The 14808-nt window shown below is 63.7% G+C and carries 14 protein-coding genes and 2 pseudogenes; 6 read left to right on the forward strand and 10 right to left on the reverse strand.

The window, feature by feature from the left end:
- Window positions 1-49: 49 nt before the first annotated feature.
- From SJI00_RS09305 to SJI00_RS09340, 8 genes are all read right to left on the reverse strand, one after another.
- On the reverse strand, window positions 50-265 hold the full coding sequence (locus tag SJI00_RS09305; RefSeq protein WP_312933836.1) for a TOBE domain-containing protein: 216 nt from the start codon (window positions 263-265) through the stop codon (window positions 50-52).
- A gap of 39 nt (window positions 266-304) precedes the next feature.
- On the reverse strand, window positions 305-1117 hold the full coding sequence (gene ssuB / locus SJI00_RS09310) for an aliphatic sulfonates ABC transporter ATP-binding protein (protein WP_322461442.1): 813 nt from the start codon (window positions 1115-1117) through the stop codon (window positions 305-307).
- Entirely contained in the window at window positions 1114-1908 is a 795-nt protein-coding gene (gene ssuC, locus SJI00_RS09315) for an aliphatic sulfonate ABC transporter permease SsuC (RefSeq protein ID WP_322461443.1), read from the reverse strand. Before ssuC ends, ssuB begins: the two co-directional genes overlap by 4 nt.
- Before the next feature lie 10 nt (window positions 1909-1918).
- The gene (ssuD, locus tag SJI00_RS09320; RefSeq protein WP_322461444.1) at window positions 1919-3067 is read right to left on the reverse strand and encodes an FMNH2-dependent alkanesulfonate monooxygenase; all 1149 of its coding nucleotides are present in this window, start codon (window positions 3065-3067) and stop codon (window positions 1919-1921) included.
- 56 nt (window positions 3068-3123) lie between these two features.
- Window positions 3124-4089 (reverse strand): sulfonate ABC transporter substrate-binding protein, encoded by a 966-nt coding sequence (locus SJI00_RS09325; protein ID WP_322461445.1) that lies wholly within the window; start codon window positions 4087-4089, stop codon window positions 3124-3126.
- Between the two features lie 84 nt (window positions 4090-4173).
- The gene (gene ssuE, locus SJI00_RS09330) at window positions 4174-4767 is read right to left on the reverse strand and encodes an NADPH-dependent FMN reductase (protein WP_322461446.1); all 594 of its coding nucleotides are present in this window, start codon (window positions 4765-4767) and stop codon (window positions 4174-4176) included.
- A gap of 208 nt (window positions 4768-4975) precedes the next feature.
- Entirely contained in the window at window positions 4976-5614 is a 639-nt protein-coding gene (locus tag SJI00_RS09335) for a peroxiredoxin (RefSeq protein ID WP_322461447.1), read from the reverse strand.
- A 324-nt stretch (window positions 5615-5938) separates the two neighbouring features.
- The gene (locus tag SJI00_RS09340) at window positions 5939-7255 is read right to left on the reverse strand and encodes an OprD family outer membrane porin (RefSeq protein WP_322461448.1); all 1317 of its coding nucleotides are present in this window, start codon (window positions 7253-7255) and stop codon (window positions 5939-5941) included.
- A 461-nt stretch (window positions 7256-7716) separates the two neighbouring features.
- On the opposite strand from SJI00_RS09340, the gene tauA reads away from it, so the two are divergent.
- The 4 genes from tauA to tauD are packed head-to-tail and all read left to right on the forward strand — an operon-like array spanning window position 7717 to window position 11218.
- Window positions 7717-8688 (forward strand): taurine ABC transporter substrate-binding protein, encoded by a 972-nt coding sequence (gene tauA, locus SJI00_RS09345; RefSeq protein WP_322461449.1) that lies wholly within the window; start codon window positions 7717-7719, stop codon window positions 8686-8688.
- 29 nt (window positions 8689-8717) lie between these two features.
- Window positions 8718-9512 carry a taurine ABC transporter ATP-binding subunit gene (gene tauB / locus SJI00_RS09350; RefSeq protein ID WP_322461450.1) on the forward strand — a complete coding sequence of 265 codons (795 nt, stop codon included), beginning with the start codon at window positions 8718-8720 and terminating at the stop codon, window positions 9510-9512.
- 1 nt (window position 9513) lies between these two features.
- Window positions 9514-10353, forward strand: a complete 840-nt coding sequence (gene tauC / locus SJI00_RS09355; RefSeq protein WP_322461451.1) for a taurine ABC transporter permease TauC — start codon at window positions 9514-9516, stop codon at window positions 10351-10353.
- A 31-nt stretch (window positions 10354-10384) separates the two neighbouring features.
- Entirely contained in the window at window positions 10385-11218 is an 834-nt protein-coding gene (gene tauD / locus SJI00_RS09360; RefSeq protein ID WP_322461452.1) for a taurine dioxygenase, read from the forward strand.
- Window positions 11219-11271: 53 nt separating this feature from the next.
- Here the strand turns inward: tauD and betT are convergent, their stop codons facing one another.
- Both betT and epsC read right to left on the reverse strand, forming a co-directional pair.
- The gene (betT, locus tag SJI00_RS09365; RefSeq protein WP_322461453.1) at window positions 11272-13275 is read right to left on the reverse strand and encodes a choline transporter BetT; all 2004 of its coding nucleotides are present in this window, start codon (window positions 13273-13275) and stop codon (window positions 11272-11274) included.
- Between the two features lie 279 nt (window positions 13276-13554).
- Window positions 13555-14487, reverse strand: coding sequence for a serine O-acetyltransferase EpsC (gene epsC / locus SJI00_RS09370; protein WP_322461454.1), 933 nt, complete (start codon window positions 14485-14487; stop codon window positions 13555-13557).
- Between the two features lie 104 nt (window positions 14488-14591).
- On the opposite strand from epsC, the pseudogene SJI00_RS09375 reads away from it, so the two are divergent.
- Together SJI00_RS09375 and SJI00_RS09380 are read left to right on the forward strand one after the other, a co-directional pair.
- Window positions 14592-14666 (forward strand): annotated as a pseudogene (locus SJI00_RS09375) (amino acid ABC transporter permease); the annotation flags it as partial.
- Window positions 14663-14773: pseudogene (locus SJI00_RS09380) on the forward strand (L-cystine ABC transporter ATP-binding protein YecC); the annotation flags it as partial. The pseudogenes SJI00_RS09375 and SJI00_RS09380, both read left to right, overlap by 4 nt.
- Window positions 14774-14808 lie beyond the last annotated feature (35 nt).

Here is a 14808-nt window from a genome sequence, read left to right on the forward strand (position 1 = left end):
CGCTTCGTTCCGATCAAAGTCATCGCGGAGTGAACGTTCAGCTCATACATCACAACTTCGCGATAGACACCTCTGTCGATTTCACAAACGCAATCACCTCACTCCCCACGTGCAATTCCAGCTCGCGTACCGAACGCGTAGTGATCACTGATGTAACAACGCCGGAGGCGGTCTGCACGTCGATTTCCGACAGTACCGGGCCTTCGAGGATTTCTTTCACGGTGCCTTTGAACTGGTTACGCACGTTGATTGCTTTGATGGTCATGTCGAGATTCCTTTGAGTCGATAAAAACAGCAGGTGGGTTCAGAGCGCCCAACGCAGTTGCGTGGGCAGGGGTGCAACAGGTTCTGCGGCGGGTTCGGCACCCGGCAAGGCCATGACGCGGTTGAGCACCTGGCTTTCCAGCTCGGCCAGGCGCGGCGAGCCATGCAGCCGGGGGCGGGGCAGATCGACCTGCAGATCCAGGCCGACTTCGCCGTCTTCGATGAGGATCACCCGGTCGGCCACCGCGACTGCCTCGTGCACATCGTGGGTGACCAGCAGCACAGTGAAGCCGTGTTCGCCCCAGAGCCGTTCGATCAGTTGCTGCATCTCGATCCGGGTCAGGGCATCCAGCGCGCCTAGCGGCTCGTCGAGCAGCAGCAGGCGCGGCTTGTGGATCAGTGCGCGGGCCAGGGCCACGCGCTGTTTCTGGCCGCCCGACAGGGCTGCCGGCCATTCATTGGCACGTTCCTCCAGGCCGACCGCCTGCAAGGCTTGCAGGGCTTGCGCGCGCCAGTCTCCGGACAGGCCCAGGCCGACGTTGTCGATCACTTTCTTCCAGGGCAGCAGGCGCGCGTCCTGGAACATCAAGCGGGTTTCCTCGCGGGCCTGGGCCAGCGGCGCAGCGCCCGCCAGCAGTTGGCCCGCCGATGGCTGGTCGAGCCCGGCCAGCAGGCGCAGCAAGGTGCTCTTGCCGCAGCCGCTGCGCCCGACGATGGCCACAAACTGCCCGGCTGGAATCTGCAGGTCGATGCCTTGCAACACGTCACGTTGGCCGAAGGTCTTGCGCAGGTGCTCCACCGCCAGCGGAATGCCGCGCAGCAGGTGCGGCGATTGGGACTCGAGCACGGTCATGCGCCCTCCTTCTTCACTTGATAAGCCGGGTGCCAACGCAGCCAGGCACGCTCCAGGCCGCGCGCGGCCAGGTCGGCGAGCTTGCCGAGCACCGCGTAGAGCACGATGGCCAGTACCACCACGTCGGTTTGCAGGAATTCACGGGCGTTCATCGCCAGGTAACCGATGCCGGCATTGGCCGAGATGGTTTCGGCCACGATCAAGGTCAGCCACATGAAACCCAGGGCGAAACGCACGCCGACCAGAATCGAGGGCAAGGCGCCGGGCAGAATCACCTGGCGAAACAGCGCAAAGCCCGACAACCCATAGCTGCGCGCCATCTCTACCAGCGCCGGATCGACGTTGCGGATGCCGTGGTAGGTGTTCAGGTAGATCGGGAACAAGGTGCCCAGCGCCACCAGGAAAATCTTCGCCGACTCGTCGATGCCGAACCACAGGATCACCAGCGGAATCAGCGCCAGGTGCGGCACGTTGCGGATCATCTGCACCGAGCTGTCGAGCAGGCGCTCGCCCCAGTTCGACAGCCCTGTGATGAAGCCCAGGACCAGGCCGATACTGCCGCCGATGACGAAGCCCAGCCCGGCGCGCCAGCCACTGATGGCCAGGTGCGTCCAGATCTCGCCGCTGCGGACCAGCTCGACGCCGGCACTGATCACGGCGCTGGGCGCGGGCAGGATGCGCGTCGACAGCCAGCCGGCACTGACCGCCAGCTGCCACAGCGCCAGCAGCAGGACGGGCAAGGCCCAGGGCGCCAGGCGCTGGCCGAGGGTGTTGGAAGAGGCGTGGCTCATGATCCGCTCCTCAGCTCTGCGACACGGCTTTGGGCAAGATGTCGTTGGCCACCATCTCGCCAAACGGGCTCACGTAGCCGGCGGCTTTAGGCTGCTCAGGCCGCTGGACGTCCAGGTGCGGGAACAGCAGTTCCGCAACCCGGTACGATTCTTCAAGGTGTGGATACCCCGAGAAGATGAAGGTATCGATGCCCAGCTCGGCGTATTCCTTGACCCGCGCGGCCACCGTCGGGCCATCGCCGACCAGCGCGGTGCCAGCGCCGCCGCGTACCAGGCCTACGCCGGCCCACAGGTTGGGGCTGACCTCCAGACGGTCACGCTTGCCGCCGTGCAGTGCGGCCATGCGCTGCTGGCCGACCGAATCGAAACGTGCCAACGAGGCCTGGGCGCGAGCGATGGTGTCGTCGTCCAGATGGGAAATCAGGCGATCCGCTGCGGCCCAGGCCTCGGCGTTGGTCTCGCGCACGATCACGTGCAGACGGATGCCGAAGCGCACTTCCCGGCCTTGCGCGGCGGCCTTTTCACGCACCTGGGCGATCTTTTCCGCCACCGCAGCCGGCGGTTCGCCCCAGGTCAGGTACAGCTCGACCTGCTCGGCGGCCAGGTCCTGCGCGGCCTCCGACGAGCCACCAAAGTACAGCGGTGGCCGCGGTTGCTGGATCGGCGGGTAGAGCAACTTGGCGCCTTTGACCTGGATGTGCTTGCCGTCGTAGTCCACCTCTTCGCCTTCCAGCACCTTGCGCCAGATGCGGGTGAATTCCACCGACGCCTCATAACGCTCCTCATGGTTCAGGTGCAGACCATCGCCGGCCAGCTCGTCCGGATCGCCGCCGGTCACCAGGTTGAACAGGGCGCGACCGTTGGACAGCCGGTCGAGGGTGGCGGCCTGACGCGCAGCCACCGTCGGGGAAATGATCCCGGGGCGTAGCGCCACCAGGAACTTCAGGCGCTGGGTGACCGGAATCAGCGACGCGGCCACCAGCCAGGAGTCTTCGCAGGAACGCCCGGTGGGAATCAGCACGCCGCCAAAACCCAGACGGTCGGCGGCCTGCGCCACCTGCTGCAGATAACCATGGTCGACGGCGCGAGCGCCTTCGGAGGTGCCCAGGTACTTGCCATCACCGTGGGTGGGCAGAAACCAGAAAATGTTCAGGCTCATTGGAGCGGTCTCCTCAAGAGAGGCCCTGCCGCGCGCGGCCGACAGGGCGGGATCGATCAAGGCGCGGTGGCGACCTTGGCAGGTGGGGTCCAGATCACGTCCTTGATGCTCAAGGGCTTGGGAATCAGCTTCAGGGCCTGGAAGGTGTCGGCGATCTTCTGCTGCGCGACCACAACTTCCGGCGTCAGCGGCTGGGCACCGAAGCCTTGGCGCTTCATCGAGGTGAAGGTGATGTCGGCGGGCAGGCCCAGCAGTGGTGCGACCTGATCGGTGACTGCCTGAGGGTTGGCCTCGGCCCACTGGCCAATGTGGTTCACTTCCTCGACCAGGGCACTGATCACGGCCGGATGCTGGGCGGCGTAGCTGCGGGTGGCGAGGTAGAACTGGTGGTTGTCCACCAGGCCCTGGCCGTCACGCAAGGTACGTGCCTGCAACTGCTTTTCGGCAGCGGCCTGGTACGGGTCCCAGATCACCCAGGCATCGACACTGCCGCGCTCGAAGGCGGCGCGGGCATCGGAGGGAGGCAGGTACACCGGCTGGATATCGCTGTAGTTGAGGCCAGCGTCTTGCAGGGCGCGCACCAACAGGTAATGGACGTTGGAGCCCTTGTTCAGCGCGACTTTCTTACCCTTGAGGTCTTTGACCGCCTGGATGGGCGAATCTTTTGCCACCAGGATCGCTTCGCTATGCGGCGCAGGCGGCTCGTAGGCCACATAGAGCAGGTCTGCCCCGGCGGCCTGGGCGAAGACCGGTGGGGTTTCGCCGGTGACACCGAAGTCGATGGAGCCCACGTTCAGGCCCTCAAGCAACTGCGGCCCGCCCGGGAACTCGGTCCACTTCACGTCGATGCCCTGCTCGGCCAGACGCTTCTCCAGCGTGCCCTTGGCCTTGAGCAGCACCAGGGTGCCGTATTTCTGATAGCCGATGCGCAGGGTGTCGGCCTGGGCTTGCGTAATGACGCCGAAGGACACAGCCGCCGCAAACAGGGCGACCAGACCACGACGCAAGAAGACAGTGCGCATAGCGCTCTCCTGTACGAATGAGGTTCGGGTGGCACCTGCTTGCCCGTTGGCGGGCGAGTAAGGTGAAAATCGGTGCAGGGTTGCTCAGATGCTCCAGCGAGCGCTGATCAGCCGTTCATTGAGTACGCCTGGGGCCACGGGTCGAGGACGCCGCGCCAGGGCTTGGTGGAACGTTTCCAGTGAGTCGAGCAAACGCGCTTGCAATGCGGTGTCCAGCGTGGCGGGCGTGTCGCCCTGTGGATAACTGATCTGGCGGTCATCGGCGAAGATCCCGTGCAGGGTCTCTTGCGCCTTGAGCGCCGACAGCACCGGCTTGAGCGCGTAGTCCACGGCCAGCATGTGAGCGATGCTGCCGCCGGTGGCGATGGGCAGCACGATGCGGTGTTCCAGGGCGCGTTCAGGCAGCAGGTCGAGCAGGGTCTTCAGGGCTCCGGCGAACGAGGCTTTGTACACCGGCGTGGCCACGATCACGCCATCGGCCTGGGCGACCACGTCCTGGAAGTGCTTGACCTGCGGGCTGTCGAAGCGGGCGTGGAGCAAGTCTTCGGCGGCAAAGTCACGCACCTGGAATGTCACCACTTCCACCCCGCGCTCCTGCAGCCACTGGCGCGACTGATCGAGCAGCAGGCCGGAGCGTGAACGGGTGCTGGGGCTTCCCCCGATGGCGACAACTAGCATGGCAACGTTTCCTTGAGTGCTGGTGAGAAGAACGTTATCAGCTGTCTTATATATCTAGAAATCATATTTATTCATTTAGTTATTCATTTAAGAACTATGCGCACCTGACCGCTCCCAGTGCGGCACGCCCGACAAACAGGCAAAAAAAAGGGCCGTCGAAACGGCCCGAAATCCCTGTGTGGCTATGCAAGGTACAACGATGAATCGGTCAACGATCCGGCTGCGGGGTCAGGCGCAGGTACGGTTTCACGGCGCGATAACCCTTCGGGAAGCGGCGTCTGATTTCGTCTTCATCCTTCAGAGACGGCACGATCACCACTTCATCGCCCGGCTGCCAGTTACCAGGCGTCGCCACCTTGTGGCTGTCGGTGAGCTGCAACGAGTCGATCACCCGCAGGATCTCGTTGAAGTTGCGGCCCGTACTGGCCGGGTAGGTGATGGTCAGGCGCACCTTCTTGTGCGGGTCGATAATGAACAGTGAGCGCACCGTCAGGGTGTCGCTGGCATTGGGGTGGATCAGGTCGTACAGGTCGGAGACCTTGCGATCGGCGTCGGCGATGATCGGAAAATTCACCACCGTGTGCTGCGTCTCGTTGATGTCATCGATCCAGCGGTGATGGGAGTCGGCCGGGTCGACCGACAGGGCAATGGCCTTCACCCCGCGCTGGGCGAATTCATCCTTGAGCTTGGCCGTCAGCCCTAGTTCGGTGGTGCAGACGGGGGTGAAGTCTGCCGGGTGAGAAAACAGCACGCCCCAACTGTCGCCTAGCCACTCGTGGAAACGCAGCGGGCCGAGGGTGGAGTCCTGCTCGAAATCGGGGGCGATGTCGCCAAGTTTGAGGCTCATAGGTGCAGTTCCTGTGCTGATCTCTACCAGATGCAGGTCACTGTGCCTGAACGTGATTCAAATAAAAAAGAATTAATAATGATTTATTTATATCTTTAAGGAATATTAAATCAAGCTCGTAAAAAACCCCGCACCCGGCGCAATGCTGCTCACTCAGGCGATCAGGGCCGCTTTACGGCCCATCACGGCTAAAGCCGCGCCTACAGATGCTCGCAATCCTGTAGAGGCGGCTTTAGCCGCGATGGGCTGCAAGGCAGCCCTGACTCGACTTCGCTAGATGAACAGCCTTGCGCACACAGCGGGGCTTTTCGGTTCCGCTACGCCTTACAGGAAGTTGTAGGTGTAGTTGAAGATCAGACGGGTCTGGTCCTGGTCAGCCAGCGAGCTGGTGCCAGCGCCACGGTACACGCCATGACGCAGGCTGGTGCCCAGACCTTTGAGCGGGCCTTCCTGGATCACGTAGTCGACCCGCGCATCGCGTTCCCACTCGCTGAAGGTGCCGTTGCCGTTGGCGTTCTTGCCGTCTTCACCCTTGAGGTAGGAAACCGACGCCTTCAGGCCTGGAACGCCCAGGCCCGCGAAGTCGTAGGCGTACTGACCGAAGGTGGTGTTTTCACCGGCCTTGGCGAACTGGTTGATCATGCTGTCGGTGAACAGGTAGAAGCTTGCGCCGCCTGCACCTTCGCCGACCAGGCTGCCCTGGTTCAGCCAGACGAAACCGCCGTCGTCGTTGACGCGCTGGTGGCCCAACAGGAACGAGTTGCCGCCCAGGGTGTAGGTGAAGATGGCCGACCAGGTCTTGTTGTCGACTTCGCCCGGGGTGCTGGCATAGCCACCGTTGTTGTTGAAGCGGTAGCCGGCCTGACCGTTCTTGCCATCGTTGCTGCTGTTGAACCAGCGCAGGTCGGTCTTGAACGACTGGTCTTTGTCGATCTGATACAGGTGGGTCGCGCCCAGGAAGTGCTGTTTGTAGAAGTCTTCCAGGTTCGAGTAGTAGTACTGCAGGGTGAGGTCTTTGGTCAGCTTGTAGTCCAGGCCACCGTAGCGGAACTTGTTGCTTTCCTCGGTACCGCCGTTGACCGACAGACCGGTGCGGTTGCTCGACGCACGGCCCATGGCGTGGGTCAGCTGACCGGCGTTGATGGTCAGGTTGTCGATTTCCTTCGACTGGAGGGTGGCACCCTCGAAGGTCTGTGGCAGCAGACGACCGTCGTTCGACACGAGGATCGGCAGGTTCGGCGCCAGTGCGCTACCGAAGTGCGCTTCGGTCTTGGAGAAACGCGCCTTGGCGTTGCCGCCGATGCGAGCCCACTGATCGGCCGAACCGTTGCCGTCATCCGGGAAGAAGCCGCCTTTGTGGTAGCCGCGGCCGCCATCGAGGTGAATACCCCACAGTGCCTGAGCGTCAACGCCGAAACCGACGGTGCCTTGGGTGAAGCCCGAGATGTAGTCGAGCTTGAAGCCCTGACCCGACTCACGTTGGTCAGGACGGACGGCGCCGTGGGCTTCACGGTTGTTGTTGTCGAAATACATGGTGCGCGAGCTGAGAGACAGTTTGCTGTCTTCAACGAAACCGGCAGCTGCAGCGTGTTGGGCGAAAACCCCCAGGGCGACGGCCATGGCCAGGCTGGACTTGTACATGAAGTGCTCCTCTACGTTCTAATTTTTGTGCTTCTCAGTGGCTCGGTCTGCTGCCGGACTCACGTCGGTTGGCGATTAGCGCCAAAGCGTCACCGCGAAGTCAATCGTTACAGATCGTTTCGCGACTTTGGTCTAATACGCCAATTGCGCTACAGAATAATGACAATGCGATAAAACCAGAATGATTGTTTGTAGAATGGTTAAGATTTTTCTGGAATAAGTTCGGATCGCTTCGGCAATTCAGCGCTAAGCAAGCGCTTTTATATGCCAGGAAATTTCTACTGCATCAGCGCCTCACGCCCCGAACTGGCCGCCTGCCCGCGCTTCTCAACGCACTTCAACACCCCATCACGCGCGCGCTCGGCGACTAAGCTAATGACTAAAAGTTATTTATTTTTAATTTCTTAGATCATTTAGCCTCATCGGCATTCCAGTCCCGCCTGCCCGATGAGGAGCCCTCCATGATCGCCTTCACCCCACTGCGCCTGTTCGCCACCCTAGCCTTGGCCAGTGCCAGCTGGCTGGCGCAGGCGGCTGACCTTACCGTGGCCTACCAGACCACCGTCGATCCGGCCAAGGCCGCCCAGGCCGACGGCGCCTATGAAAAGGCCAGCCAGGCCAGCATCGACTGGCGCAAGTTCGATAACGGCGCCGATGTGATCACGGCCGTGGCCTCCGGCGACGTCCAGATCGGTTACCTGGGCTCCAGCCCGCTGGCCGCCGCCGCAACCCGCAAGCTGCCGATCGAGACCTTCCTCATCGCCACCCAGATCGGCGCCGGTGAAGCGCTGGTGGCGCGCAGCGGTATCGACACCCCGCAGGCGCTGATCGGCAAGAAAATTGCCGTGCCCTTCGTCTCCACCGGCCACTACAGCCTGCTGGCCGCGTTGAAACAGTGGGGCATCGACCCGGCCAAGGTGCAGATTCTCAATCTGGCGCCGCCTGCCATCATCGCTGCGTGGAAACGCGGCGACATCGATGCCACCTACGTGTGGGACCCGGCCTTGGGCGTGGCCAAGGAAAGCGGCAACGTGCTGATCACCTCCGGTGAGCTGGCCAGCAAAGGCGCGCCGACCTTCGACGCGTGGATCGTGCGCAAAGACTTCGCCAGCAAACACCCCGAGGTGGTCAAGGCCTTTGCCAAGGTCACCCTCGACGTCTATGCCGACTACCGCCAAGACCCCAAGGCCTGGCTGGCCAAGCCCGACAACATCAGCAAGGTCGCGCGGTTGTCCGGTGCCAAGCCGGGTGACATCCCTGTGCTGCTCGAAGGCAATGTCTATCCGCTGGCGGCTGATCAGGCCAAGGCCCTGGGCGCACCGACCACGCAAGCGCTGACCGACACCGCCACCTTCCTCAAGGAGCAAGGCAAGGTGGCGGCGGTCCTCCCCGATTACTCGCCCTACGTCAGCGCCCAGTTCCTGCCGCACTGATCCACCTACCGACCTGCACGGAGCCCGCCATGGCCTTGCTCGAACTGGCGCACGTCAGCGCCCGCTATTCACCAGCCGGTACGCCGGTGCTGGCCGACATCAACCTGAGCCTGGGGCCGCGCCAGTTGCTGGTGGCCCTGGGCCCGTCAGGGAGTGGCAAGACGTCGCTGCTGAACCTGATCGCCGGTTTCGTCGCCCCCAGCGCCGGGCGCATTACCCTGGACGGTGTGCCGGTCACAGGTCCGAGCGCCGAACGCGGGGTGGTGTTCCAGGCTCACGGCCTGTTGCCCTGGCTAAACGTGCTTGGCAACGTGGCCTTCGGCCTGGCACTGGCCGGCATGCCGCGCGCTGAGCGCGAGGCCAAGGCCCGGGAAATGCTGGCGCTGGTTGATCTGGCAGGGTTTGCCGAACGGCGTATCTGGCAGCTGTCTGGCGGGCAGCAACAGCGGGTCGGCCTGGCCCGTGCGTTGGCCGCAGACCCTCGCCTGCTGCTGATGGACGAACCATTTGGCGCGCTGGACGCCTTCACCCGTGAGCACGTCCAGGAGCTGTTGCTGCAGATCTGGCAGCGCACCACCAAGCCGATTTTCCTGATCACCCACGACATCGAAGAAGCCGTGTTCCTGGCCACTGACCTGGTGCTGCTGGCACCGGAGCCGGGGCGCATCGTCGAGCGCCTGCAACTGGACTTCGGCCAGCGCTACACCGCCGGCGAGCCGGCCCGTGCCATCAAGTCCGACCCTGCTTTCATCGCCACCCGCGAGCACGTACTGGCGCGGGTCTTCGAGCAACGCCTGGCCGCCCGGCAACAGGAGCCTGCATGACATGAACAGCCTGGAACTGCCGCTGCGCGGTAACCTCGAGCCCCCTTCGGCCGCGGCGCCAAGGCCGCGCCGCGCGCTGCCCACACGCTGGATCAGTGTCCTGACCGTGGCCAGCCTGCTGCTGGCCTGGTGGCTGGTAACTGCCGCGGGCTGGGTGGAACCGCTGTTCCTGCCCTCTCCGGGCGAGGTGCTGAACGCAGCCCGCCAGGTGCTCGGCGAAGGTTACATGGAGGCCAGCCTGTGGCAGCACCTGGGCGCAAGCCTGGGGCGTATCAGCCTCGCATTGCTACTGGCCACGCTGACGGCCGTGCCGATTGGCCTGGCCATCGGCAGCAACCGTGTGGCGCGAGGCATTCTCGACCCGTTGATCGAGTTCTACCGGCCCATTCCGCCGCTGGCCTACCTGCCATTGATCGTGATCTGGTGCGGCATCGGCGAGCTGTCCAAGGTGCTGCTGATCTACCTCGCCATCTTCGCCCCCATCGCCATTGCCACCGCCACTGGCGTGCGCAGTGTCGACCCGGTCCGGCTGCGCGCCGCGCAGTCGCTCGGTGCGACTCGCGGGCAGCTGATCCGCCACGTGATCCTGCCCAGCGCCCTGCCCGACATCCTTACCGGCATTCGCATTGGCCTGGGCGTTGGCTGGTCGACGCTGGTGGCCGCCGAGCTGATCGCTGCCACGCGCGGGCTGGGCTTCATGGTGCAGTCGGCCGCGCAGTTCCTGGTCACCGATGTGGTGGTGCTGGGCATCGTGCTGATTGCAGCGATCGCCTTTGCCCTGGAAATGGACCTGCGCGCCCTGCAACGGCGGCTGGTGCCCTGGCACGGCAACCTGCATTGAATTGCGTCCACCCCCGACCCTGGAGACTGTCATGAGCCTGTCCATCACCCCCCTGGCACCGGCCCTGGGCGCGCAAATCAGTGGCATCGACCTGGCCCAGAACCTCGGCGCCACACAGCGCGAGGCGATCGAGCAGGCGCTGCTGAGCCATCAGGTGCTGTTCTTCCGTGATCAGCCGCTCACGCCTGCCGAGCAAGCGCGCTTCGCCGCGCAGTTCGGTGATCTGCACATCCACCCCATCTACCCGAAGGTTGCCGACGTACCGCAGGTGCTGATCCTCGACACCGCCGTCACCGATGTGCGCGACAACGCCATCTGGCACACCGACGTGACCTTCCTGCCCACCCCCGCGCTCGGCGCCGTGCTCACCGCCAAGCAAGTGCCGGCCTATGGCGGCGACACGCTGTGGGCCAGCGGTATCGCCGCGTTCGAGGCGTTGTCGGCGCCCCTGCGGGCGATGCTCGAAGGCCTGACGGCGACCCACGACTTCACGCGCTCGTTTCCGCTGGAGCGCTTTGGCAACACCGCCGAAGACCTGGCGCGCTGGGAAGCGACCCGCCGCGACTACCCGCCGCTGTCTCATCCGGTAGTGCGCACGCACCCGGTCAGCGGGCGCAAGGCGTTGTTCGTCAATGAGGGGTTCACCACGCGCATCAACGAGCTGCAAGCCCATGAAAGCGACGCGCTGCTCAAGCTGCTGTTCGCCCACGCCACCCGTCCCGAGTTCAGCATCCGCTGGCGCTGGCAGGCCAACGACGTGGCGTTCTGGGACAACCGCGTCACCCAGCACTACGCGGTCGATGACTACCGACCGCAGCGCCGGGTGATGCACCGCGCGACGATTCTGGGGGATGCGCCGTTCTGATGCGGCGAAGGAAGGTGCCTGAGCCCGTCGGGTGACGGGCTCGGGCGGTCACACTAGCGCACCATGTGCAGGAACTGCATGTGCCGCTCGTACTGGTCGAGGATGTCGTTGATGATCTGCTCCTTGCTGTAGCCGACCAGGTCGTAGTCCTGGCTGCCTTCGGACAGATGCACCTCGGCGCGGTAGTAGCGGCGGTTCTTCAACTCTTGCGAGCCGATGCCACCAAGGGCGAACGAGGGGGTGAAGTAACCGCGCATCTGCACCTGGTAGATGAACGGCTGCTCCTCCCCATGGCCGACCTTGAGGCTGACGTTGTCATGCGCCGGGTCGTCCTGGGTGATCAGCACCAGGCCTTTTTGCTCGAACACCTCCGTGACGTCACTGATCGCCGGGCGCACCACGTCGTCCATGAAGCGGTACACCTCATCGCGCGATGGGAAGTGCACCACCTGGCTCAAGCGCTGACGCCAGCCGCCACGACCGCGGCGAGACTGGGCAAACGGCGCCAGCGAATGCAACTGCGCGATACGCCGCTGCGATTCGAGATGGAAGGCCTTGTGCAGCCCCCACATCATGCACAGCAGAATCAGCGAGAACGGCAGCGAGGTCAGCACCACCGCAGACTTCAACGAGTCGATGCTGCCGGCGAACAACAGGCTGATGGTCACCAGCGCGGTCATTGCGCCCCAGAAGATGCGCAGCCAGTTCGGGCCGTCTTCGTCGGCATCGCCGCCTTTGGCGGACAAGGTCGAGAGCACCACGGTGCCGGAGTCGGCCGAGGTAACGAAGAACACGAAGCTGATGAACACCGTGACGGCGATCACCGTCTTGCTCCAAGGGTAGGTTTCCAGCAGCAGGTAAAGGCTCATCGACGGATTGTCCAAGGCCGACTGGCCCAGGGCCGTCATGCCATGGTTGATCACCTGGTCCAGCGCGCTGTTGCCGAAGATCGACATCCACGCCAGGGTGAAACCGAGCGGGATCAGCAGCACGCCAAAGACGAACTCGCGGATGGTGCGGCCACGGGAAATACGCGCAATGAACAGCCCCACGAACGGCGACCAGGCAATCCACCAGGCCCAGTAGAACACCGTCCAGCCGCCCAGCCAGTCGCGGTTCTCGCCATAGGCATAGACGTCGAAGCTCTTGCTGGGCAAGGCGCCGAGGTAATCACCGATGTTCTGGATCAGGGTGTTGAACAGGTGCTGGGTGGGCCCGGCGAACAGCACGAACAGCAGCAGCGCGCAGGCCAGGAACAGGTTGATGTCCGACATCACCCGCACGCCCTTCTCGACACCGGCCACGGCCACCGCCACGGCGGCGCCCATCATCAGCACGATCAACGCCACTTGCACCCACTGGCTATGACTGATGCCGAACAGGTAGTCGAGCCCGGAATTGAGGTGCAGCACGCCAAAGCCCATGTCGGCGCCCAGGCCGAACACGGTGGCGATGATGCCGAAACCATCGACCGCATACCCGATGGGGCCGTTGATGCGCTTGCCGATCAGTGGGTACAGCGCCGAGCGCAAGGCCAGTGGCAGGTTGTGCCGATAGGCGAAGTAGGCCAAGGCCATGCCGACGAAGGCGAATACGCCCCAGCCATGAAAACCCCAGTGCAGAAACAGGATCTGCATCGCCTGGCGCCCCGCCTCCACCGTGCCGCCCTCACCTTGCGGCGGCATCAGCATGTGGGTCAGCGGTTCGGACACGCAGAAGAAGAACAGGGTAATGCTGATGCCGGCGGCAAACAGCATGCCCGCCCAGGACAGATAGCTGAATTCGGGTTCGTCGTGGTCGGCACCGAGCTTGATCTTGCCGTAGCCCGACAAGGCGGTGACCACCACGAAGACCAGATACAGCGTCATCGCCAGCATGTAGTACCAGCCAACCGTGTTGGCCGCCCAGTTCTGCGCCGCCAGCAGCCAGTTGCCGGCGGCTTCGGGGAAGCTGATGACCGTCAGGCCGAACAGCAGAATGACGCTTGCCGCAAAGTAGAACACCGGGGGGTTCATGCGGGCTTTTTCAGGAGCGGTATCAGGGACTGACGCACTCATGACAGGTGCACCACGCAAGGGCTTGGAACGTTCGTAGTAGACAGGTTCAGCAAAGGCAATCCTCCTGTTGAACACCGGCAACAGACCAGCGTTTTTATATTGAACACACGTTCAAGTTAAACATGGATCGCAGGTCATTGCGAACCAGCCGAGCCGAACGGCATGGCGGATTCGCGGCTCGATGTGTGTTTCAGAGAGGTGCTTTGCCGGGCAAGTTCCGTGCTGGCTGAAAGCGCCTGCAGACCCCGTCGCACAGGGCCTGCAGTGGGCCAAAGCGGCTTATCGCGTGCTCTCGCAATCGAGCTGCAGGTTGGCCTGGGTGATGTTGCTCTGCGGCGGCACGCTGCGGGTCAGCCAGACATTGCCGCCGATGATCGAACCCTGGCCGATGGTGATGCGCCCCAGGATCGTGGCGCCAGCGTAGATCACCACGTCGTCTTCGACGATCGGGTGACGCGGTTGGCCCTTGTGCAAGGTGCCCGACTCGTCCGCCGTGAAGCGCTTGGCGCCCAAGGTCACGGCCTGATAGATGCGCACGCGTTCGCCAATGATCGCCGTCTCGCCGATCACCACACCCGTGCCGTGGTCGATGAAGAAACCCGAGCCGATCTGCGCACCGGGGTGGATGTCGATGCCGGTGGCCGAGTGCGCCAGCTCCGAACCGATGCGCGCCAGCAATGGCAGCCCGGCACGGTACAAGTGATGGGCCAGGCGGTGGTGGATGATCGCCAGAATGCCCGGATAGCACAGCAGCACCTCATCGACGCTGCGCGCCGCCGGATCACCGTGGTAGGCCGCCAGCACGTCGGTGTCGAGCAGCACGCGCAGGTGCGGCAGCTCGGCGGCGAATGCCTGAATCAGCGCCAGTGCGTGGGCGTCGGTGGTGGCGACGTCGGCATTTTCATGCCGCGCGGCGTAGCGCAGCTCCAGGCGCGCTTGAGTCAACAGCGCCGTCAGCGCGGTATCGAGGGTGTGGCCGACGTAGAAGTCTTCGCTTTCTTCACGCAAGTCGACCGGCCCCAGGCGCATGGGGAACAGCGCGCCACAGAGCAGCGCGAAGACTTCGCCAATCGCTTCACGCGAGGGCAGCTCACGCCCGCCTTTCTCACCGCTGCTGCGGCCGTTGCGGGTACGCCATTGCTCGCGGGCGCTGCGCAGGCCACTGACGATGGCCGGCAACTGCCACTGGCTGGTCGAAGGGTGTTGGTTCACGGAGATCTCCTGCCACAGGTCGGATCGGGGGAAAGGGCGAATGCTGGCATTTACTCTACGGCAATCGCGCACCATTGCAGAAGCGCTGATGTACGCGCCTGTGGGCCATGCGCACCGCCCTGCCGCCGCTGGGCAACAGCCTCATTTCACGGGTCAAGGACACTGCCCTGGCGGCGACAAGGGTGTGATCGTCGAGCAGGGTGAAGCAAAAGCAGTGCTCGCCAACCCGAAAGAAGAACGTACCCGGCAGTTTCTGCGCAAGTTTCTGGGCACGGCTGCTTCGGAAGAACCCGCCGGCAAGCCTGAGGCGCGGGCTTCTAT

The organism is Pseudomonas gebzensis (assembly GCF_034427815.1).
Taxonomy (GTDB): domain Bacteria; phylum Pseudomonadota; class Gammaproteobacteria; order Pseudomonadales; family Pseudomonadaceae; genus Aquipseudomonas.